Annotated in this window: 19 protein-coding genes; 7 read left to right on the top strand and 12 right to left on the bottom strand. The window is 76.2% G+C overall.

Features of this window, described 5'->3' with window-relative positions; all coding sequences use genetic code 11:
• Positions 1–3 precede the first annotated feature (3 nt).
• The 5 genes from AES38_RS09320 to AES38_RS09305 all read right to left on the bottom strand — a co-directional run bounded on the left by AES38_RS09320 (position 4) and on the right by AES38_RS09305 (position 3,588).
• Positions 4–1,485, bottom strand: coding sequence for an amidohydrolase family protein (locus tag AES38_RS09320; RefSeq protein WP_210768423.1), 1,482 nt, complete (start codon positions 1,483–1,485; stop codon positions 4–6).
• Positions 1,486–1,682: 197 nt separating this feature from the next.
• On the bottom strand, positions 1,683–2,282 hold the full coding sequence (locus AES38_RS09315; protein ID WP_053774727.1) for a hypothetical protein: 600 nt from the start codon (positions 2,280–2,282) through the stop codon (positions 1,683–1,685).
• Complete coding sequence (locus AES38_RS09310) at positions 2,279–2,692, bottom strand: hypothetical protein (RefSeq protein ID WP_053774726.1); 414 nt, start codon at positions 2,690–2,692, stop codon at positions 2,279–2,281. Before AES38_RS09310 ends, AES38_RS09315 begins: the two co-directional genes overlap by 4 nt.
• Before the next feature lie 18 nt (positions 2,693–2,710).
• The gene (locus tag AES38_RS15840) at positions 2,711–2,866 is read right to left on the bottom strand and encodes a hypothetical protein (protein WP_157883519.1); all 156 of its coding nucleotides are present in this window, start codon (positions 2,864–2,866) and stop codon (positions 2,711–2,713) included.
• Positions 2,867–2,955: 89 nt separating this feature from the next.
• Positions 2,956–3,588, bottom strand: coding sequence for a hypothetical protein (locus AES38_RS09305; RefSeq protein WP_053774725.1), 633 nt, complete (start codon positions 3,586–3,588; stop codon positions 2,956–2,958).
• 188 nt (positions 3,589–3,776) lie between these two features.
• On the opposite strand from AES38_RS09305, the gene AES38_RS09300 reads away from it, so the two are divergent.
• Together AES38_RS09300 and AES38_RS09295 are read left to right on the top strand one after the other, a co-directional pair.
• Complete coding sequence (locus AES38_RS09300; RefSeq protein ID WP_053774724.1) at positions 3,777–4,883, top strand: XdhC family protein; 1,107 nt, start codon at positions 3,777–3,779, stop codon at positions 4,881–4,883.
• Positions 4,880–6,163 carry an APC family permease gene (locus AES38_RS09295; RefSeq protein WP_053774723.1) on the top strand — a complete coding sequence of 428 codons (1,284 nt, stop codon included), beginning with the start codon at positions 4,880–4,882 and terminating at the stop codon, positions 6,161–6,163. Before AES38_RS09300 ends, AES38_RS09295 begins: the two co-directional genes overlap by 4 nt.
• Positions 6,164–6,175: 12 nt before the next feature.
• On the opposite strand, the gene AES38_RS09290 is transcribed toward AES38_RS09295, so the two are convergent.
• Together AES38_RS09290 and AES38_RS09285 are read right to left on the bottom strand one after the other, a co-directional pair.
• Positions 6,176–9,016: a molybdopterin-dependent oxidoreductase gene (locus AES38_RS09290; RefSeq protein ID WP_053774722.1), complete on the bottom strand. Its 2,841-nt coding sequence runs from the start codon at positions 9,014–9,016 to the stop codon at positions 6,176–6,178.
• Positions 9,013–9,924, bottom strand: coding sequence for an FAD binding domain-containing protein (locus tag AES38_RS09285; protein ID WP_053774721.1), 912 nt, complete (start codon positions 9,922–9,924; stop codon positions 9,013–9,015). Before AES38_RS09285 ends, AES38_RS09290 begins: the two co-directional genes overlap by 4 nt.
• 177 nt (positions 9,925–10,101) lie before the next feature.
• Here AES38_RS09285 and AES38_RS09280 point away from each other — a divergent pair, with 177 nt between their 5' ends.
• The 3 genes from AES38_RS09280 (at position 10,102) to AES38_RS09270 (ending at position 13,598) form a co-directional block, all read left to right on the top strand.
• Entirely contained in the window at positions 10,102–10,815 is a 714-nt protein-coding gene (locus tag AES38_RS09280; RefSeq protein WP_053774720.1) for a hypothetical protein, read from the top strand.
• A gap of 138 nt (positions 10,816–10,953) precedes the next feature.
• Complete coding sequence (locus AES38_RS09275; RefSeq protein ID WP_053774719.1) at positions 10,954–12,621, top strand: stealth family protein; 1,668 nt, start codon at positions 10,954–10,956, stop codon at positions 12,619–12,621.
• Entirely contained in the window at positions 12,618–13,598 is a 981-nt protein-coding gene (locus AES38_RS09270) for a DnaJ domain-containing protein (protein WP_053774718.1), read from the top strand. The genes AES38_RS09275 and AES38_RS09270 overlap by 4 nt, the downstream gene beginning before the upstream one ends.
• An 84-nt stretch (positions 13,599–13,682) precedes the next feature.
• On the opposite strand, the gene AES38_RS09265 is transcribed toward AES38_RS09270, so the two are convergent.
• Together AES38_RS09265 and AES38_RS09260 are read right to left on the bottom strand one after the other, a co-directional pair.
• Positions 13,683–13,940, bottom strand: coding sequence for a hypothetical protein (locus AES38_RS09265; RefSeq protein WP_043674957.1), 258 nt, complete (start codon positions 13,938–13,940; stop codon positions 13,683–13,685).
• A gap of 69 nt (positions 13,941–14,009) precedes the next feature.
• The gene (locus AES38_RS09260; protein ID WP_053774717.1) at positions 14,010–14,444 is read right to left on the bottom strand and encodes a hypothetical protein; all 435 of its coding nucleotides are present in this window, start codon (positions 14,442–14,444) and stop codon (positions 14,010–14,012) included.
• 91 nt (positions 14,445–14,535) lie between these two features.
• Between AES38_RS09260 and AES38_RS09255 the strand changes: the two genes are divergently transcribed.
• Entirely contained in the window at positions 14,536–15,486 is a 951-nt protein-coding gene (locus tag AES38_RS09255; RefSeq protein WP_053774716.1) for a hypothetical protein, read from the top strand.
• Positions 15,487–15,504: 18 nt separating this feature from the next.
• Here AES38_RS09255 and AES38_RS09250 read toward each other — a convergent pair whose 3' ends face one another.
• Entirely contained in the window at positions 15,505–15,924 is a 420-nt protein-coding gene (locus tag AES38_RS09250; protein WP_053774715.1) for an RNA-binding S4 domain-containing protein, read from the bottom strand.
• Positions 15,925–15,967: 43 nt separating this feature from the next.
• Here AES38_RS09250 and AES38_RS09245 point away from each other — a divergent pair, with 43 nt between their 5' ends.
• On the top strand, positions 15,968–17,476 hold the full coding sequence (locus tag AES38_RS09245) for a flavin monoamine oxidase family protein (protein ID WP_053774714.1): 1,509 nt from the start codon (positions 15,968–15,970) through the stop codon (positions 17,474–17,476).
• Here the strand turns inward: AES38_RS09245 and AES38_RS09240 are convergent.
• A complete protein-coding gene (locus AES38_RS09240) occupies positions 17,473–18,219 on the bottom strand; it encodes a hypothetical protein (protein WP_053774713.1) in 747 nt (248 codons plus the stop codon). The two genes, AES38_RS09245 and AES38_RS09240, sit on opposite strands and share 4 nt — an antisense overlap.
• 47 nt (positions 18,220–18,266) lie before the next feature.
• Positions 18,267–19,028 carry a Pr6Pr family membrane protein gene (locus tag AES38_RS09235; RefSeq protein WP_072174630.1) on the bottom strand — a complete coding sequence of 254 codons (762 nt, stop codon included), beginning with the start codon at positions 19,026–19,028 and terminating at the stop codon, positions 18,267–18,269.
• Between the last annotated feature and the right edge of the window lie 30 nt (positions 19,029–19,058).

The following is a 19,058-nucleotide window of genomic DNA, read 5'->3' as shown; positions in this document are numbered from 1 at the left end:
ACGTCAGCCCGCCGACACCCGCCGCCCCTGCACGTGCACGGCCGCGATGGCCGGCTCGCGGAGGCCCATCAGCAGGGTGAAGAGGATCTGGTCGGTCGCGCGCGCGGCGTCGTCCGCGCGGATCCCGTGGGCGAGCGTGAGGGCGAGCGGCTCCCAGAGGTCCGGCCGAATCGTCAGGAAGTCGGCGTCCTTGCCCACGTCGAGGTTGCCGTAGCGGTCCTCCATGTCGAGGGCTCGCGCACCGGCCAGGGTCCCGGTGAACAGCAGCTCGGCGGCGTCGATCTCCACGCCCGCGTCGCCCGGCTCCGACAGGTGCACCTTGAACGCGTCGTTGAGCACGCGGGAGACGAGCCACTCGTCGCCGGCGCCCACGTCGGATCCGATCGCCACGTTCACGCCCGACGCGACCGTGCGCCGCCACGGCATGGTGCCGGAGCCGAGGAACTGCTGCGACGTCGGGCAGTGCGCGATGCTGCTGCCGGTCTCGGCGAGGCGGGCGAGCTCGGAGTCCTGGCAGTGCACCGCGTGGGCGAACACGCTGCGGCGGCCGAGGAGGCTGGATCCGCCGCGCTCCGAACCGGGCAGGAACCGGCCGTCGTAGGTGTCGAGGTAGGTGTCGGTGCCGTAGACCTGCCGGACCGCGGCGATCTCGCCCGTGCCCGGCCGGTCGTTCTCGTTGAGGTGCGAGTGGAAGTGCACGCCCTCGCCGCGCGCCACGTCGTACAGCTCGCCGAGGCCGCGGAGCGTCGTCGGCGTGACGGACAGGCTGAAGCGCGGCACGATCGCGACCTGGAGCATGGCGGTCGTCGCGTCGCCCGTGTCGACGGCGTGCCAGCGGTCGATCTCCGCGCACGAGAGCGCGATCGCGTCCTCCTCCGAGGTGAGGAGCGGCGCCGCGGGGCCGGAGCCGACCGTCTGGATCCCGCGGCCGCTCACGAGCCGCAGGCCGGCGTCGCGGGAGGCCTCGAACAGGGCGTCCTGCGCGTGCGGGAAGGCGGATCCGAACACCAGCGCGCTCGTCGTGCCCGCCATGATGCGCCGGCGGGTGAAGTCGGCGGCGATCATGCGCGCGAAGCCCTCGTCCTCGAGCCGCGCCTCGGACGGGAAGACGCACGAGTCGAGCCATTCCAGGAGCTGGCCGCCGCCGTGCGCGCTCGTCGTGTAGGTCTGCGGGAAGTGCACGTGCGCGTCGACGAAGCCGGGGATGAGGAAGTCGGACGCGTCGCCGTGCACGGGGGCGTCGGCGAACGCGGCGGGCAGCTCGCGGAACGGGCCGACCCAGGCGATGCGGCCGGCGTCGTCGACCGCGAGCGCGCCGTCGGGCACGGAGACGAGGTGGCGGCGGGCGTCCTGGACGAGCGGCGATCCCGTGATGTGGAGGACGTGGCCGCGGTGGACGGCGCGGCGGGCGGGGGTGCTGGGATCGACAGCGCGAGAGGCGGTGGGGGTGGGACGGGCGGTGCTCGTGGCGCGGTGATCGCTCATGCGGATCCGTTCGCTCGGCGGATGCGGGACGGAGGAGAGGCCGCACCCGATGGAGGCGCCTCGACGCGCGGTCGGCGCCCCGCGGGCAGCCCGGCCGGAGGGCCCTCATCATGATGGTCGCATCCAGCGGACGGACGGAGCCGCGCGCGCCGACACGCGGCGTCACCCAGGGAACCGTCACCGGCGTCGGTCCCGGCTCAGGTCCTGGACCCGGCTTCGTCCTCCGCGTCGAGCAGGGGCATGAGGAGGGCGTCGATGCGGGCGAGGCGCCGGGGGGCTGCCGCCCGGAGCGCCACGAGGATGGCGGAGAGGGCGCCGACCGCGAGCCACACGACCCACGGCCCGCCGAGCGCGCCCCACACGACGCCGCCGACCACGAGCGCGCCGCCCATCAGCAGCTGGGTCCGGGCGACCTCGGCCTCCACGGTCGCGCGGCGGCGGAGCAGGGCGCCCGTCCAGGCCTCGAGGTCGGCTCCCGCGGGCAGTCGGCCGTCCTCGACGGCCTCGGTCAGTTCCAGCCCGTCGGGCCCCGCCCCCGGACGGGATCGCATGCGCCGGATCACGACTGCCAGGACCACCGCACCGAGGGCCGCGAACACGAGGCGCGTGACCAGGCGCTCCGGGCGCAGGGCGTCGTTCCCGACGGACAGGTCGAGGAGCGAGTGCGCGATGACGTACCCGATCGCGAGGGGCAGGACGAGCAGCACGACCGGACCCGCGAGCCAGCCGCGGCGGAGCCGGCGCCATCGGCCGTGCGGGCCGCCACGGGACGACGACTCCTCGGGCGGGGACGTCACGCGGAGGCACCACCTGGAGGGGGCGCGGACGGGACGGACGGCGACGCCGTGGCTGCCCCCTCGCGCTCGCGCATCTGACGGAGGAGAGCCTCGATGCGCGGCAGTGCGCGCCGCGCCTGGAGGACGACGCCGATCGCGAGGCCGGCGAGCACGACGATCGCCAGCCAGCCGACGGGGCTGCCGGGGTCCAGCACGACGAGCACGACGCCCATGGCGATGAAGACGAGGAAGACGAGCGGCGTCAGCCACACGCTCCGGCGGAACTGGCCGCGCCGCCACTCGAGGGCGGGGATCCAGACGGCGGGGTCGGCCGCGAGCGGCGCCTTCCCGGTCCGGATGGCGGCCGTGATGTCGGCCGAGGTCGACGCTCCGCCGCTTCGCCGGCGCTGCCAGGCGATGACGGCGACCATGACGCCGCCGAACAGGAGCTATCCGATGAAGCGCGTGATGATGCCGGGCACGGACAGGCCCTCGCCCGTGATGGCGAGGTCGAGGACCGTGCGGAGCACGAAGTAGACGGCGGTGACGATGAGGAAGACGCCGCCGAGCGACGCACGCTCGATGCGCTCCTGCAGCCGCTTCACGAGGCGGGGGCGGCGTCAGGGCGGGCGCGGTGCGTCATGGTCTCTCCTCGGGTGCGGGGCGCCGCATCCGTCGACGCTGCGACACGACCCTATCCAGCAGCCGGCGGAATGCGGTCCTCGGGGGCGGGCGGCGCCCAGGCGGCGCGGCGCTCCTCGTCTGCCCGGGCCCGCTCCTGGAGCGGGACGAGCAGGGCGTCCACGCAGTCCAGGCGCCGCTGTCGCGACACGATCAGCGACGCGGCGTAGGGGACGAACAGGGCGAGGAAGGCGATGTACGCCACGGGCAGGGCCTCGCTCGCGCGCGGAGCGAGGAACGCCAGCCCGACCACCAGCACGAGCACGACCGGCACGCCCCACGCCTCCTGGCGGATCTGCCGACGCCGCCGATCGAGCGCGTCCTGCCACGCGGTCGGATCCGCACCCGGCGGGAGCTCGCCGTCCTCCGCGGCCTCGGACACGTCGACCTCGCGGGGCGACCCCGGGTGGTACACGCGGGTGAGGCGCCGCGCGCCCGCCATGGCGGCGCCGGCTGCGAGGGCGACCACCACGCGCACTACGAGCGTCCCGGCGGACGGCGCGGGCTGATCGAGGTCGAGCGCCCACAGCCACGCGAAGAGCAGGACCGCGAACGTGAGCGCCGGCACGACGAACGGCGCGTCGGCCCACGCGCGGCGGATCCGCCGGAACAGCGGCTGCGGTCGGTCGGGCGCGGTCGACGTCATGGGTCCCCCTCTGGCGGCGCCGGATGCGGCGCGCGACACCGGAGGAGGATCCCCCCGGCATCCGCGTCCCACCCTACGCAGGGGCCGTGGCAGGCTTGACGCGGGCGGTACCATCGCGATCCCGCGGGCCGCCGCCGTCCCCGCCCGTCCCGCGCCCGCCCGCCGGCGCTCCCCGTCCCGGAGGTGCCGTGCTCGAGATCGCCGCCGAGGTGCTCGACGCCCTCGCGGACGGCCGACGCCTCGCCGTCGCGTGCGTCACGGACGTGCTCGGCAGCGCGCCGCGGACGGCGGGCACCGCGATGGCGGTCGATGACGCGGGCCGGGTCATCGGATCGATCTCCGGCGGCTGCGTCGAGGGCGCGGTCGTCGAGGTCGCGGCCGGGGTGCTGGCCGACGGCGCGCCGGTGCTCACGTCGTTCGGGGTCAGCGACGACGACGCGTTCCAGGTGGGCCTCATGTGCGGCGGGCGGATCGGCGTGGTCGTCGTGGAGCTGGCCCCCGCCGGCGCCGCGCGGTCGCCGATCCCCGCCGCCGTACGCACCGCGCTCGAGGACGCCCGCGCCGGCCGCGCCGCCTCCCTCGCGCTCGTGCCCGAGGGGCCGGCCGTCGGCACGTGGATCACCGCCGCACCCGACCCCGCGGCCGACGCAGCGCTCGGCGCCGACCCCGCCCGGCGGATCCGCGCCGAGCTCGCCGCGCGCCTCGCCTCGGGACGCTCGGGCACGACGGAGGTCGACTGCGCCGACGGCCCCGCGCGCGTGCTGCACCTCGTCGCCGCCCCGCCGCCCCGGCTGCTCGTCTTCGGCGCCGTCGACTTCTCCGCCGCCCTCGCCGACGCGGGGGCGCTCCTCGGCTACCGCGTCACGGTGTGCGACGCCCGGCCCGCCTTCGCGACCCGCGCGCGCTTCCCGTCGGCGCACGAGGTCGTCGCCGAGTGGCCCGACGAGTACCTGGCCCGGACCGAGGTGGACGCCCGCACCGTGATCTGCGTGCTCACCCACGACGACCGCTTCGACGTGCCGCTCCTGGTGGAGGCCCTCCGGCTGCCGGTCGCGTTCGTGGGGGCGATGGGATCCCGCGCCACCGACGTGCGCCGCCGGGCGCTGCTCGTCGCGGAGGGGCTGACCGGCGACGAGCTCGCGCGCCTGCGGTCGCCCATCGGGCTCGACATCGGCGCGAGCACACCGCAGGAGACGGCCGTCTCGATCCTCGCCGAGGTGCTCGCCGCGCGCGCCGGCACCGACGGCGCCCCGCTGACCACGACCGCCGGACCCATCCACCGGGAGAGCCCATGACCACCGTGCCCACGCCCGCCGCCCCGCCCGGCCTCGCGCGCCGCCTCGGCCTGCTCGACGCCACGGTGCTCGGGCTCGGCGCGATGATCGGCGCCGGGATCTTCGCCGTCATGCCCGCCGCCGCCCGCGCGGCAGGCGGCGGCCTCCTCGTCGGCCTCGCGATCGCGGCCGTCGTCGCGTTCTGCAACGCCACCGCGTCCGCCCAGCTCGCCGCCCGCTACCCGTCGTCCGGCGGCTCGTACCTCTACGGCCGGGAGCGGCTGGGCGAGTGGCCGGGCTTCCTCGCGGGCTGGTCGTTCGTCATCGGCAAGACCGCGAGCTGCGCCGCCATGGCCCTCACGTTCGCCGCGTACGCGGTGCCGGCGGCCTGGCAGCGGCCCGTCGCCGCGCTCGCCGTGACGGCCCTGGCGGTCGTCGGCTGCCTCGGAGTGACCCGCACGGCCCGGCTCGCGCGCGTGATCATCACGGTGGTCCTCGCGGTCATCGCCCTCGTGCTCGTGGCCGGCCTCGTCGAGGGCGGGCTGGGAGCCGCCGCCGGACCCGTCGCGGGCGTCGTCGACACGACCCCCTACGGCGTCCTCCAGTCCGCCGGCCTGCTGTTCTTCGCCTTCGCGGGCTACGCGCGCATCGCGACCATGGGGGAGGAGGTGCGGGATCCCGCCCGCACCATCCCGCGCGCGATCCTCCTCGCGCTCGGCGGCGCCCTCGTCGTCTACGCGCTGGTGGCCGTGACGCTCCTCGGGGTGCTCGGGGAGGCGCGGCTCGGCGGATCCACCGCGCCGCTGGCCGACGTCGTGCGCGACGCGGGCTGGGCGTGGGCGGTGCCCGTCGTCGGGATCGGGGCGGCCGCGGCCTGTCTCGGGGCGCTGCTGGCGCTCCTCGCCGGGATCGGGCGCACGTCGCTCGCGATGGCCCGCGAGGGCGACCTGCCGCTGGCGCTAGCCGTCGTGCACCCGCGGTACCGGGTGCCGCAGCGGGCCGAGATCGCGGTCGCCGTGGTCGTCGTGGCGCTCGTGCTCACGGTGGACCTCCGCGGCGTCGTCGGCTTCTCGTCCTTCGGCGTCCTGCTCTACTACGTGGTCGCCAACGCCGCCGCCTTCACCCAGGAGCGCGCCGACCGGCGCTACCCGAAGGCGCTCCAGGTGCTCGGCGTCGTCGGTTGCCTGGTGCTCGTGGCGACGCTGCCCGTGACGTCCATCGCGGTCGGGATCGGGGTGCTGCTGGCCGGCGTGGTGGGGCGCGCGGTCGTGCGGGCCCGTCGGCGCCGGGCCGCCGCCTGATCGCCGTCCCCGCTACTCCCGCGTCCCGCGCTCCCCGAGCGTCGTCGGGCTGTCGAACCGCGGCTGCGGGCCGCCGCCGTGGAGGAGCCGCCACACCCGGTCGCGCGACATCGGCAGGTCGTGCGGCCGGATGCCGATGGCGTCGCGCACCGCGTTCGCGAGCGCGGGCGCGACCGGGTTGTACGGCGCCTCGCTCATCGACTTCGCGCCGAGCGGCCCGAGGTCGTCGTGCGTGTCCGCGAACAGCACCTCGGTGACGGGCAGGTCGGCGAGCTGCGGGATGTGGTAGTTCCGCAGCACGTCGGTGAGGATCCGCCCCTCGCCGTCGTGCACGACCTCCTCGTGCATGGCCGTGCCGAGCGCCTGCGCCGTCCCGCCCTCCACCTGACCGCGCAGCTGCGCCGGGTTGATGACGGTGCCCGCGTCCACGGCCTGCACGGAGCGGAGGATGCGGATCTCGCCGGTCGCGGGATCCACCGCCACCCGGAACGCGTGCACGTTGAACGCGAGGGAGCGGAGCGCGCCGTCCTCGTGCGCCTCCGAGGCGAGGCCGTCGGGGCCCACCAGCTCGGCGACGGGGAGGGAGACGTCGCCCGCGACGAGCGCGTCGGGCGTGAGCGCGAAGGCGGCGCCGGGGATCCCCGTGCGCGCCGACGCGGCCTCGCGCAGCAGGTCGGCGAGCGCCGTGGCGGCCCGGTGCACGGCCTTGCCCGCGACGACCGTCCCCGCGGAGCCGAAGGCGCCCGTGTCGTAGCGGGTGACGTCGGTGTCGGACTGGCGGATGCGGATCCGGTCGGGCGTCGTCCCCAGCGCGGTCGCGGCGAGCTGCGCGTGCACCGTGGTGGTGCCGTTGCCGAACTCCGCGGTGCCGACCGACACCGTCACGACGCCGTCGGCGGCCAGCGCGACGGTCACGTCGGCGAAGTGCCCGCGCGGCGGCATGGTCGCGATCATCGCGGCCGCCATGCCCTCGCCCACGAGCCAGCGGTCGCCGGGCGGCACGGGATCCCCGCCGCCGTCGGCGAGGGCCTGCTCGGCGAGGTCGAGGCACTGGTCGAGGCCGTAGCTGCCGCCGAAGCCGAGGTCCGGGCCCTCGGCGTGCGTGATGATCAGCGGGTCGCCCGGCACGACGGCGTTCCGGCGCCGGATCTCGAAGCCCGAGACGCCGAGGCGCCGCGCCAGCTCGTCGAGCGCGGACTCGATCGCGAAGACCACCTGCCCCAGGCCGTAGCCCCGGAACGCGCCCGAGGGGAGGTTGTTCGTGTAGACGCTCTGCGCGTCCACCCGCTTGGCGGGCGCGCGGTACAGGGTGATCGACTCGTTGCAGCCGTGGAACATGACACCCGGGCCGTGGTTGCCGTACGCGCCCGTGTCGCTGAGCACGTCGACCGCGAGCGCCGTGAGGACGCCGTCGGAGGTGGCGCCGACCGTGACGCCCACGCGCATCGGGTGCCGGGCGGGGGAGAGCGTGAACTCGTCGGAGCGCGTGAACTCCAGCTGCACCGGGCGGCCGGTCGCCAGCACGGCGAGCGCCACGACGTCCTCCGTGAGGATCTCCTGCTTGCCGCCGAACCCGCCGCCCACGCGCGCCGTGAAGACGCGCACCTCCTCCGGCGCGAGCTCGAACAGCCGGCAGATCTCGCGCTGCACGAGGAACGGCACCTGCGAGCTGGTGCGGAGGACGAGGCGGCCCTCCTCCATCCAGCCGACGGTCGCGTGCGTCTCGAGATGCGTGTGCGCGACGCGCTGCGTGGACCACGTGCCCGACACGACCTCGTCGGCCCGGGCGAGGCCCGCCGCGACATCGCCGTGCTCGCCGTGCATCTCCGCGACGATGTTGCGCTGCGGGTCGGCGAGCCGGGAGACGGCCGCGTCCTTGTCGCCGTGCACGAGCGGCGCGCCCGGACGCCGGGCCTCCTCGGGATCGTGCACCGCGGGCAGGACCTCGTACTCGACGCGCACCAGGCGCACGGCGGCTTCCGCGATGCCGACGTCGTCCGCGATCACGGCGGCCACGCGCTGGCCGCGGAACCGCACGACGTCGTCGAAGACGCGGCTGTCGTCGGGGTCGTCGAAGCGGTCCTCGTGGCGCGCGGACGAGTAGAGCGTGGCGGGGGAGTCGTGGTGGGTGAGCACCGCGTGGACACCGGGGAGCGCGAGCGCCGCGGACGCGTCGATGGCGAGGATGCGCGCGTGCGGGTGGGGGCTGCGCACCAGGCTCGCGTGCAGGAGGCCGGGGACCGCGACGTCGAGCGTGTACGGCTCGAGGCCGCTGACCACGCGCTCGCTCGCGGGGGCGTGCAGCGACGTGCCGACACGGCCGGTCTGCGCGCGCTCGGCGGTCGTGGATCCCGTCGCCCGCACCGGGCCGAGGCCCTCGGGCCGGGATCCGCCGCAGCCGTCCCCGTGGGCGTGGTCGGCGCCGCCGTGCTCGCCGCGGATCGCCTCGTCGATCGCCCGGTACCCCGTGCACCGGCAGAGGCTGCTCTTCATCAGGCGCGGCAGGTCGTCCAGCTGGTCGTCCTCCAGCGTCGACGCCGTCACCACCATGCCGGGCGTGCAGAACCCGCACTGGAAGCCGGCCGCCGCGACGAAGCGCTCCTGCACCGGGTGCAGGTCGCCCGGGGTCCCGAGGCCCGCCGCCGTCGTGATCGCGCGCCCCTGGGCCCGGAACGCCGGCAGGATGCACGCGTGCACGGCCTCCCCGTCGAGGAGCACGGCGCACGCCCCGCAGTCGCCCGAGTCGCAGCCCTTCTTCACGCTGAACACCTCGTGCTCGCGGAGCCAGGTGCGCAGGCTCTGACCCGGTGCGGGCTCGCCGGGGATCTCGCGTCCGTCCACCGTCATGCTCACGCGCGCGCTCCCGCCGTCGTCGTGGCGGCGGCCCCGGGCGGGGTGCCGCGCTCGCCGGAGGCCGGTCCGTCGCCCGCGCCCGACGGGTCGCCCGCCAGCTCCGCGCGGATCTCCTCCGCCAGCAGCGCGCTGACGGCCCGGCGCCAGTCGGCGGCCCCGTGCGCGTCGGTGAACCAGGATCCGATCCCCCGCACGTCGTCCGCGAGCGCCGCGCCCGCGGGCAGCGACGGGTAGCGCAGCTGCTCGGGCCGGAGCGTCGCCCCGGTCACGGTGAGCGCGAACGCGCCGTCCTCGTCGAGCCGCCCGATCACCACGGAGCCGGACCGGCCGATGGGCGACAGCGCGATCTTGCGGAAGGCCGTCCGCGCGCGCAGCGACGCCGCCGGCACGTGGATCGAGCGCAGCACGTCGCCGGGACGCAGCGCAGTCGTGCGGTCGCCGGTCACGAGCTCGGCCACGGGCATCCGCTCGTCGTGGGCTGCGGCGTCGGACGTCGCGGCCCGCCAGACGAGCGCCTCCGCATCGAGGGCGGACGCGAGCGAGGTCATCGGCCCGGCGGGGAGCGCCGAGCAGATGTTGCCGCCCACGGTCGCGACCCGCCAGATCTTCGTCGACCCGAACAGCGCCGTGCACGCCTGGAGGAAGAGCGGATGCGCGAGCCAGCCGTCGCGCGGCCGGATCCCGGCGACCTCGGCGATGGTGCACGTCGCGGCGATCTCGAGCCCGGCGTCCGTCACGACGAGCGGAGCCCAGCCGAGCGCGTGCAGGTCGACGAGCCCGGTGAGGTGCGGGTGCGGCTCGGCGAAGACGCCGGATCCGCCGGCCAGCGCCGCCACGGTCGGCCCGAGGGCGGCGAGGTCGTCGCGCGTCCGGGCGGGCACGACGGAGCGGACGGTCGGCTGGTCCATGGGTCTCCTCCCGGGCGTCCCGGTCGACGGCCGCGGATCCGCCAGGGGGACCGCGGTCGTGCGTGGGCGTGTGACAGCGATCCTCGCATCCGCCCGCGCCCGCCCCCGCCAGCGCGCCCCCGACTTGCCGCGTTCGCGGCCGGGCTGCCACGCTCGGGGGGAGACCCCGGGGAGACCATGACCATCCGCACCACCGCCCACGCCGCCCGTCCCCGCCGCCGCGCCGCGCTCGTCGCGACCGGATCCGCGCTCGCCGCGTCCCTGCTCCTCGCGGGCTGCTCCTTCGGCCCCGACGGCCCGCCCGCCGCGCCGTTCGACGCCGTGACGATCGACCCCGCCCAGGCGCCGACGGCGACCCCCGGCCAGCGCGTCGCCGCGGGCGAGGTGGTCGCCCTGCCGAGCGCCGACCAGGCCGGCGGGACGGAGGGCGTGATCGCCACGACCCTGCTGGGCGTCGCCGAGGGCCAGCCCACCTACTGGTCGGGCTACGAGGACGGCACCCGGTTCGCCGACCGCACCCCGTACTTCGCGTTCGTCCAGACCCGCTGGCTCGAGGGCCAGCGCGGCCCGCAGAACGGCCCCGTCCTCCGCCCGTTCCTCGCCGACGGCACCGAGGTCGACATCATCCAGCGCCAGCTCGGCGGCATCTCCGACGACGCCGAGTGCCCCTACGAGGTCCCCGACCTGCGCCTGGAGGACGGCCACGACGTCGAGGAGCGGATGGAGTGCGTCGTCTACGCGGTCCCCGTCGGCCAGGAGCTCGCGGAGCTGCGCTGGCACGACGTCCCGCGCACGATCCTCGAGGCACCGGATCCCGCCACCCACCCGTTCCTCGAGTCCCCGGTGGTCTGGGAGGTCGACGCCCTCCCCGCGGCCGACGTCGAGGGATGACCCGAGGCACGCTGGCCGCGGCACCCGCCGGCCGCCCCCGACCGGGGGCGCGCCCCGTCGCTCGATAGGATGGTCCGTCGCCACCCGTCCGGGCCAGGCGCATCCATCAGCACACGAGAAGCACCAAGGGGATGATCCATGGCGGGCAGCGCACGGCAGTTCAACGTAGCGCTCGAGCCGACGGTCGATCCGGCCACCAGCGAGGAGGAGTACTCCCGCCAGGACGACGCGGTCGCGCCCGCCCCCGCCACGTGGCCCACCACGCACCACCGGCCCGACGTCGTCATCCGCAAGGGCCTCGCGACCCTGGTCAACCGCACGCTCACGCCGCACCAGGCGCTCGTGACCGACCTCCTCTTCATCCGCGACGCGCTGCTCGCGACCGGCATCGACTTCTGGCTGATCCGCGGCAACGACGAGCGCCCCGTCATCGCCATCGACGTGCAGAACCGCGACACCGTGGTGCGCGCCCTCGTGGCCGCGTGCGCCGACGAGCCGCTCTACGCGAAGACCGTCGACGGCCGCCGCCGCCCGCCGCTGCTCGTGGCCGACGGCCGCCTCACCGACAACCCCGACGCCGGCATCTTCCGCCTCTACCGCCCGCGGATCGAGCCGGTCGGCCTCCTCGCGTACGGCGCCTCCACCGCGGTCGAGCTGCAGTTCTTCCGCTTCGAGGGCGAGACCATCGTCTGGCCGGTCGAGAACTCGCTCACGCGCGAGATCCTGCCCGCCGCCGAGGTCGTGCCGACCACGGTCGAGATGTACGGCCACGAGTGGAAGACGCTCCGCGGCATGTTCGACGCGCAGGCGTCCGACATCACCTTCGACATCGACATGGTCTTCTCCTGGGTCGACGGCAACGACCCCGAGTTCCAGAAGCGCCGCGCCGAGCGCATGAAGGACGTCGTGGTCGGCGAGGGCGACGACTCCGAGGCCCGCTTCCGCCAGATCGACGAGCTCAAGTACGCGCTGCGCTCCGTCTACCTCTTCGCGCCGTGGGTGCGGCGGATCTTCATCGTCACCGACTCCCCGAAGCCGGCCTGGCTCGCCGACCACCCGGGCGTCACGTTCGTGCGCAGCGAGGAGTTCTTCACGGATCCCGCCGCCCTGCCCACGCACAACTCGCAGGCCGTCGAGTCGCAGCTGCAGCACATCCCGGGGCTCAGCGAGCACTTCCTCTACTCGAACGACGACATGTTCTTCGGCCGCCCCGTGCAGCCGGGCATGTTCTTCTCGCCCGGCGGGATCACCAAGTTCATCGAGGCGTCCACGCGCATCGGCCTGGGCGACAACGACTCCGACCGCAGCGGCTTCGAGAACTCGGCACGCGTCAACCGGCGCCTGCTCATGGACCGCTTCGGCCGCCTCATCACCCGCCACCTGGAGCACGCGGCCACGCCGCTGCGCAAGAGCGTGCTGCTCGAGCTCGAGCGGGAGTTCGCGGAGGACTTCCACCGCACGCAGCTCAGCCGCTTCCGCTCCAGCACCGACATCTCGGTCACGAACTCGCTGTACCACTACTACGCGCAGATGACCGCGCGGGCCGTGCAGCAGGAGAGCGCCAAGGTCACCTACGTCGACACCACGTCGCGCGCGGGCCTCGACCTGCTGCCCGGCCTCCTCAAGCGCCGCTCGCAGGACTTCTTCTGCCTCAACGACGGCTCGTTCCCCGAGGTCCCGGCCGACGAGCGCCAGGAGCGCGTGCAGGACTTCCTGGAGCGCTACTACGGCATCCCGGCGCCCTGGGAGGCGGAGGTCGCCGACCGGGCCGCCGCGTCCGCGGCGCCGGCCACCCCGGCGGAGTGAGCCGCGCGGGGAGCCCCGCCGACCGCACCCCGTACGAGGTGCTGGGCGTGGATCCCGCGGCCGACACCGCCGCCCTCCGCGCCGCGTACCGCCGGCTCGTCCGCGCCACCCACCCGGACACGGGCGGCGAGGCGCACCTGTTCCACGCGGTGCAGCGCGCATGGGAGCTCGTGGGGGATCCCGACGACCGCGCCCGCTACGACCGCGGGCAGGGCCGCGCGGCGGCGTCGGACGACGACGCCCTCGGCCCGGACGACGCCGGCTACGCGCCCGCGCCCGGATCCGGCACCCGCCTCGGCGCGACCGTGCACGGCGTCGCCGGCGCGCTCGCCCGCGCCCACTACGTCGACCGCGTCGCCGAGTGGCAGGGCGTCGCCCCCGGCGGCGACCTCGGGGTGGATCCCTGGTCGCCCGAGCTCGTGCGCCGCGCCCCGCGGGAGATCCGCTGGCTGCTGGCCAAGGCCCTCGCCGAGGAGGCGACCGCGCGCGCCGCGGCGTCGCTCGGCATGGGCGCGACGATCTTCCACGACGTGCGTCCGCTCGCCGGGCAGGGCAAGGTCGACCACGTCGTGCTGGCGCCCGCGGGCCTCTTCGCGCTCAGCTCCGAGGACTGGGGCCAGGCCGTGCAGCTCGTCCGCGGGGAGCTGCAGCCGGTGGTGCCGGATCCCGACGGCGCGTTCGCGCCCGGCGACGCGCCCGTCGCGTGGCTGGTCGGCACGGCGCGCTCCCTCGCGGCCTCGGCGGGCGTGCGCTTCGCGGCCGCCGTGGTGGTCGTGCCGGACGACGCGCTCGCGCAGCCGGTCGAGCGCGTGGAGCGCGGGCGCAACCGTGGGGCGCTCGTCGTCCGCCGATCCGTCCTGCCGCTCGTGCTGCGCGACGGTGTCTCGGAGGAGGGGCGGCTCAGCGTCGCGGATCCCTACGCCGTCCGCGCGCTCCTCCGCGAGCGGCTGACGCTGCTGGGGCCCGACGCGGGCTGAGTCCGACGCCGCACCGCGCCGGCGCCGCGCGTGACGAGGGCCCGCCGCGGTCGTCGCGGCGGGCCCTCGTGCGGTGCGGGGAGATCAGGCGGGCAGGTCGGTGGGCGCGTCGCCCGTGCCCGCACCCGTGTCGGCCGCGTCCTCGTCGGAGCCGAGGGAGTCGCCGCCGCTCGAGAGCCCGCCGTCGCCGGGCGCCTCGTCGTCGTCGACGTGCTGGATGCTCTCGCCGTCGGGCACCGTGCCGCCGACGCTCGCGTCGGAGTCGGCTTCGCCGGGCATGTCCTGCGTGACGCCGGGGGCGCCCTGGACGGTGGACAGGGGATCGATGTCGGAGTCGCTCATCATCCGACCGTACGCCGGAGCCCCGCGCGCGTCAGGCGGGCGGGGCTCCGGGGATGCTGCGGGGGAGGGTCAGTCGATGCGCTTGAGGCTGTCGAGCCGGCCGAGGAGGTCGCGGTCCTGCGCGTCGAGGTCGCCCTCGGCCGCGACGACGCGGATGGCGGCCTCGAAGTCGAGGTCCTGGTCGTCGGCGACGCCCGCGACGTCGGCCACGACCCAGAGGAAGCTGACGAGCTCGGGGAGGATCTCCGACAGCACGGCGTCCGGGAAGATCGCCGCGGCCTGGCGGAACATGCGGTCGGTGGCCGGGCCGCCGAACGCGTGGTCGAGGTCGGCGACGATGCCGTCGTCCTCGTCGAGATCGGTGGAGATCCAGTTGGCGACGTGCTCGCCGTCGAGGTGGATCGCGGAGACGAAGAGGGGCTCGCCACCCGACTCGCTCTCGACGATCTCGGTGATCGTGTAGCCGGCGACGCCGGGAGGCGTGAAGAGGGAGTCGTCATCCATGCGCCCATGCTAACGGGGCGGGGGCCCCGGCGGGCCCGGACTCCCGCGCCGCGGGGCGGATCCGGGCCGGTCCCGCGGGTAGCCTCGACGGATGACCATCGCCGCCGACCCCGCGCCTTCCCCGGCGGCGCCGGCGACCGGCGGCGGGGCGCGCGCCCTGCCCGTGGTCCTGGATCCCGCCGCCTGGCGCGACCGGGCCGCCCGCCATGCGGAGCGCGCCGACGCCTTCTCCGCGGGCTTCCGCGAGCGCCGCCTCGCCGGCCGCACCCACGAGGTCGACGACTTCCTCTTCACCTACTACCCGCACAAGCCGTCGCTGCTGCGCCGCTGGCACCCGGGCGCGGGCGTCGTGCTCCGGGGCGCGGCCGGCGAGGAGCGCGCGGCCTGGCGCTGGTACGTGGCCGACGACGACGGCATCCGGGTCGACGCGTCCGCCTACCTCGCGGCGCGCGGATCCACCGCCTCCTTCGTCGAGCGGATCCTCGGCCGCACCGCCTCGCGCCCCGGCCGCTTCTCCTGCTTCGGCCTGCACGAGTGGGCGATGGTCTACCGGGTCGGGCCCGGCGAGCAGCGCCACGAGCGGCTGCCGCTGCGCCTCGGGTCCGCCGCCACCGACGACGTCGTCGAGTCGCACAGGCTCGCCTGCACGCACATCGACGCCTTCCGCTTCTTCACGCCCGAGGCCGTGCCGCGGAACTCGCTCGCGCCCACCCGCGAGACGCAGCCCGACCTCGAGCAGCCCGGCTGCCTGCACGCGGGCATGGACGTCTACAAGTGGGCCACCAAGCTCGGCCCGCTGTTGGCCGGCGAGGTGCTGCTCGACGCGTTCGAGCTGGCCCGCGACATCCGCTCGCTCGACATGCGCGCGAGCCCGTACGACGTGTCGGGGCTCGGCCTCGAGGCCGTGCGGATCGAGGAGCCCGCCGGCAAGGCCCGGTACGCGGCGGAGCAGCGCGGGTTCGCGGAGCGGTCGAACGCGCTCCGGGCGCGGATCCTCGCGGAGCTCGCGCACGCGCGCCGCGCGGCCGCCGCCGGGCTGTAGGGGCGGCGGCGGACGCCGTCAGCGCCCGCGGATCCCCTCGGGGTCGCGCAGCCGCTCGATCTCGCGCCGGTCGCGCTTCGTCGGACGCCCCGCGCCCCGGTCGCGGACGACCGTCGCGGGCGCGGCGTCGCGCGGCGGCGGCGGGGGAGTGAGGTCGGTCATCGCCTCCGCGGCGACCGCGGGGCCCACGCGCTTCACGAGCGTGCGGCGCACCACGAGGATCCGGTCGGCGCCCGCGATCCGCACCCGCACCTCGTCGCCCGGTCGCACCGACTGCGACGCCTTGACGCGCTCGTCGGCGACCCGCACGTGCCCGGCCCGGCACGCGGCCGTCGCCTGCGACCGCGTCTTGTAGACGCGCACGGCCCAGAGCCAGCTGTCCACGCGGACGGCGGCCTGCGCGCCGGCGTCGACGGTCGGCTCGGCGTCGGAGGGCATGCTCCGACCCTAGGCGACGGCTCCCCGGTACGCTGGCCCGAGCATGTCGATCTCCCGCCGCACCTTCCTCACCGCGTCCGCGTCGGGACTCTCGCTCCTCGGCCTCGCGGCGTGCACGCGGACGACGCCCAGCCCCGCGACCCCCACGGCCACGCCCTCCGCGACGCCGACTCCCACGCCCACCGCCGGCGTCGCCGGCCTCCCGCAGCCGGTCGCGTTCGCGCGGTCCGACTGGGCGGGGGATCCCTTCGCCCGCGGCTCCGGCAGCTTCCTCCGCCCCGGCGCCACGAGCGCCGACCGCGAGGCCCTCGCGCGCCCCCTGTCGGAGCGCGTGTTCTTCGCCGGCGAGGCCACGAGCGCCGACCGCCCGGGCACGGTCGCGGGCGCGTACGCCTCGGGTCTCCGCGCGGCGGCCGAGGTGGATCGCGCGGGCGCCGGCTCCGAGCGCGTCGCGGTCATCGGCGCGGGCATCGCGGGCACCGCCGCCGCGCGCGCCCTCCGCGACGCGGGCCACGACGTCGTCCTCGTCGAGGCCCGTGCCGACCTCGGCGGCCGGATCCGCGCGGCCGGCGGCGTGGGCGGCACCGGGTGGCCGCATCCCGCCGAGCTCGGCGCGCTGTGGCTCGCGGCCGACCACGACGACGTCCTCCGCGACGCCGTCCGGGCGGCGGGCATCTCCCGCTACGGCCTGGCGCTCGTCGCCGAGCACCGGGGCCCCGACGGCCGGGTCCTGGACCCGTCGAGCGCGGGATCCGACGCGATAGCTGCCGCGCGCGCCCACGCCCTCGCGGAGCCCGGCGCGGTCAGCCTCGCGGCGGGCCTCCACGCGACGGGCGGCGACGCCCTCAGCACGGAGGGCGGAGCCGCGTCGCCCGCCGCCTCCCTCGCCGCGCTGCTCGCCACCGACGTCGCGATCGCCCACGGCGCCGCGCCCGACGAGCTCTCCGCCGCGCACGGCCTCGACGAGCCGGCGCCCGTCGGCAACGTCGCCGTCACGGGCGGGTTCGCGGGCCTCGTGCAGCACCTGCTGCGCGACCAGGACATCGACGTGCTGCGGGAGTCCACCGTCTCGCGCATCGCGTACGGCAACGGCCGGGTGGGCCTGCGGCTCGGCTCCGGCGAGTCGCTCTCGGCGGACCGCGTCGTCGTCACCGTGCCGCTCGGCGTCCTGCAGGAGGGCGCGATCGCGTTCGACCCGGCGCTGCCGTCGTCGCACGAGGCCGCCCTCCGCGCGCTCGGCCCCGGCCGCGCCGACCGGATCTGGATGCGCTTCGCCGAGCCGTTCTGGTCGACCACGGCCACCGTCTGGACCTCCTACGACGCGGGCGGCAGCTTCACGCGCTGGTACAACCTCATGCCCGTCTCGGGCGAGCCCGTGCTCATGGCCGAGGTCGGCGCGGCCGCCGCGGAGCGGGTCGCGGCCCTGGACGACCAGGCGCTGCGGGCGGCCGCGCTGCGCACGCTCGTGCCCTTCATGGATCCCGAGCTCCTCACGACGCCTGGCCCGACCGCGACGCCCACGGACGAGCCCGGCGCGACGCCGACGCCCTAGTCCGGATCCGACGCCGGCGGGAGCGCGTCCCGCCGCAGCACGGCGTCCGCGATCTCGCGCCGGGTCCCCTGCGCGGCGTACGGCGTGAGGTCTTGCAGCTGCGTGTGCAGGAGCAGCTGCGCGTGCTCCGAGTCGAGGTCGAGCAGCGTGCGGATCCGACCCACCGCGTCCTCCCGGGACGCGACGCCGGCGAGCTCCGCGACGAGGGGCTCGCGCGCGTCGGCGGCCGCGACGAGCGTCCGCAGCCACGCGATGCGCGCGTCGTACGACCGGCGCAGGTCCTCCTCCGTCGGGGGACCGCCCCGGGTGGCGGCGGTGGCGGCCCGGCGTCGCGCGACCGCCTCGGCCGTGACGCTGACGCGGAGGGGGTCGGGCCGCCGCGCGTGCGGGCCGACGAGCGCGGCGTGGAGGTCGTGCGGCCCGGGGCGCAGCTCCGCCCAGTCGCCGTCCGGGATCGCGACCCGCACGCGCGTGCGGTCGCCGGGGTCCAGCGCCACCGCGCCCCGCGGTCCGCCCGCGAAGGCGAAGGCGATGCGGGGGACGGGGGCGTGGGGCTCCGTGAACGCGCCGAACGCGAGGAAGGCGTCGCCGTCCCGGGGGATCCACCGCGCGGCCCCGACGTTCACCACGTCGACGACCGCGGCCTCCGGATCCCCGTCGCGCGTCATCACGGAGGGCCAGCGCAGCGCGAGGGCGGGACGGGAGTCGTCCTCCGGCGGGCGGGGAGCGTCGGCGGCGGTCATGCACCCAGGCTCGCACGCCGGCGTCCGCGCGTCACGGACGCGGGATCTCAGCGCTCGGCGGGCGCCGTCTCGCGCGGCGTCGGCGTCGGCGTCGATGGCGATGCGTGCGCGGACAGGCGCTGCGCCCCGTCCTCGGACGTCGCCGCGTCCGTCGCCCGATGGTCCCGGTGCGCCCGTCCGCGTGGCACGGCGATCGCGGGTCGGACGCGGCTGAGCGCCACCACGACGGCCGTCACGCCCGCCAGCACGCCCGCCACGAGCGCGAGCCACGCCGCGATCCCGAGCGGCACGCCCACCTGCGCGGGGTCGAGGAAGAAGTAGGGGTACCAGCCGACGCGCGGGCCGCGGACCTCCGTGAACGCGCACCACAGGACGGGGAACAGCATCGCCCAGCCCACGGCCTTCCAGGTCACGCGCGGGCGGCCGGGCGCGAGGGTCCAGTCGAGGAGCGCGTACGCGGGGAGCACGAAGTGCAGCAGGCGGCTCGACCACGGCACCTCGACGTAGTACGCCTGCGAGCTCGACTCCAGCACGATGAGGCCGAAGACCACGCCGGACACGACCACGTAGCTGGTCACCACGGCGCGGACGGCCGCCATGAGCGGCGGCTCGACGCCGCCGCGGAGCGCGTGCACGCCCGACGCGGCGAGGACGACGACGCCGGCCATGGCGCTCTGGGTGGTGAAGTAGCTGAACCAGTTCTCGGCGGCGAAGGTCGTGAAGCCCTGCACGTAGTCGAAGTCCCCGACGAGCGCGACGACGGCCACCAGCGCGGCGACCAGGCGCACGGCACCGAGGATCCTCTGCACGTGACTCCGTTCGCGGCCGACTCCCTGCAC

This window comes from Clavibacter capsici, from assembly GCF_001280205.1.
GTDB classification, from domain to species: Bacteria; Actinomycetota; Actinomycetes; order Actinomycetales; family Microbacteriaceae; genus Clavibacter; species Clavibacter capsici.
Note: the sequence above shows the minus strand (reverse complement) of the source record. Positions and strands in the feature narration are given on the sequence as shown.

Bases quoted from the DNA above. Each gene is read 5' to 3' on its own strand.
- AES38_RS09255 (WP_053774716.1), top strand. From the start codon at position 14,536: ATGACCATCGCCGCCGACCCCGCGCCTTCCCCGGCGGCGCCGGCGACC.
- AES38_RS09245 (WP_053774714.1), top strand. From the start codon at position 15,968: ATGTCGATCTCCCGCCGCACCTTCCTCACCGCGTCCGCGTCGGGACTC.
- AES38_RS09280 (WP_053774720.1), top strand. From the start codon at position 10,102: ATGACCATCCGCACCACCGCCCACGCCGCCCGTCCCCGCCGCCGCGCC.
- AES38_RS09305 (WP_053774725.1), bottom strand. From the start codon at position 3,588: ATGACGTCGACCGCGCCCGACCGACCGCAGCCGCTGTTCCGGCGGATC.
- AES38_RS09250 (WP_053774715.1), bottom strand. From the start codon at position 15,924: ATGCCCTCCGACGCCGAGCCGACCGTCGACGCCGGCGCGCAGGCCGCC.
- AES38_RS09320 (WP_210768423.1), bottom strand. From the start codon at position 1,485: ATGAGCGATCACCGCGCCACGAGCACCGCCCGTCCCACCCCCACCGCC.
- AES38_RS09260 (WP_053774717.1), bottom strand. From the start codon at position 14,444: ATGGATGACGACTCCCTCTTCACGCCTCCCGGCGTCGCCGGCTACACG.
- AES38_RS09310 (WP_053774726.1), bottom strand. From the start codon at position 2,692: ATGGTCGCCGTCATCGCCTGGCAGCGCCGGCGAAGCGGCGGAGCGTCG.
- AES38_RS09295 (WP_053774723.1), top strand. From the start codon at position 4,880: ATGACCACCGTGCCCACGCCCGCCGCCCCGCCCGGCCTCGCGCGCCGC.
- AES38_RS09265 (WP_043674957.1), bottom strand. From the start codon at position 13,940: ATGAGCGACTCCGACATCGATCCCCTGTCCACCGTCCAGGGCGCCCCC.
- AES38_RS09285 (WP_053774721.1), bottom strand. From the start codon at position 9,924: ATGGACCAGCCGACCGTCCGCTCCGTCGTGCCCGCCCGGACGCGCGAC.
- AES38_RS09275 (WP_053774719.1), top strand. From the start codon at position 10,954: ATGGCGGGCAGCGCACGGCAGTTCAACGTAGCGCTCGAGCCGACGGTC.
- AES38_RS09240 (WP_053774713.1), bottom strand. From the start codon at position 18,219: ATGACCGCCGCCGACGCTCCCCGCCCGCCGGAGGACGACTCCCGTCCC.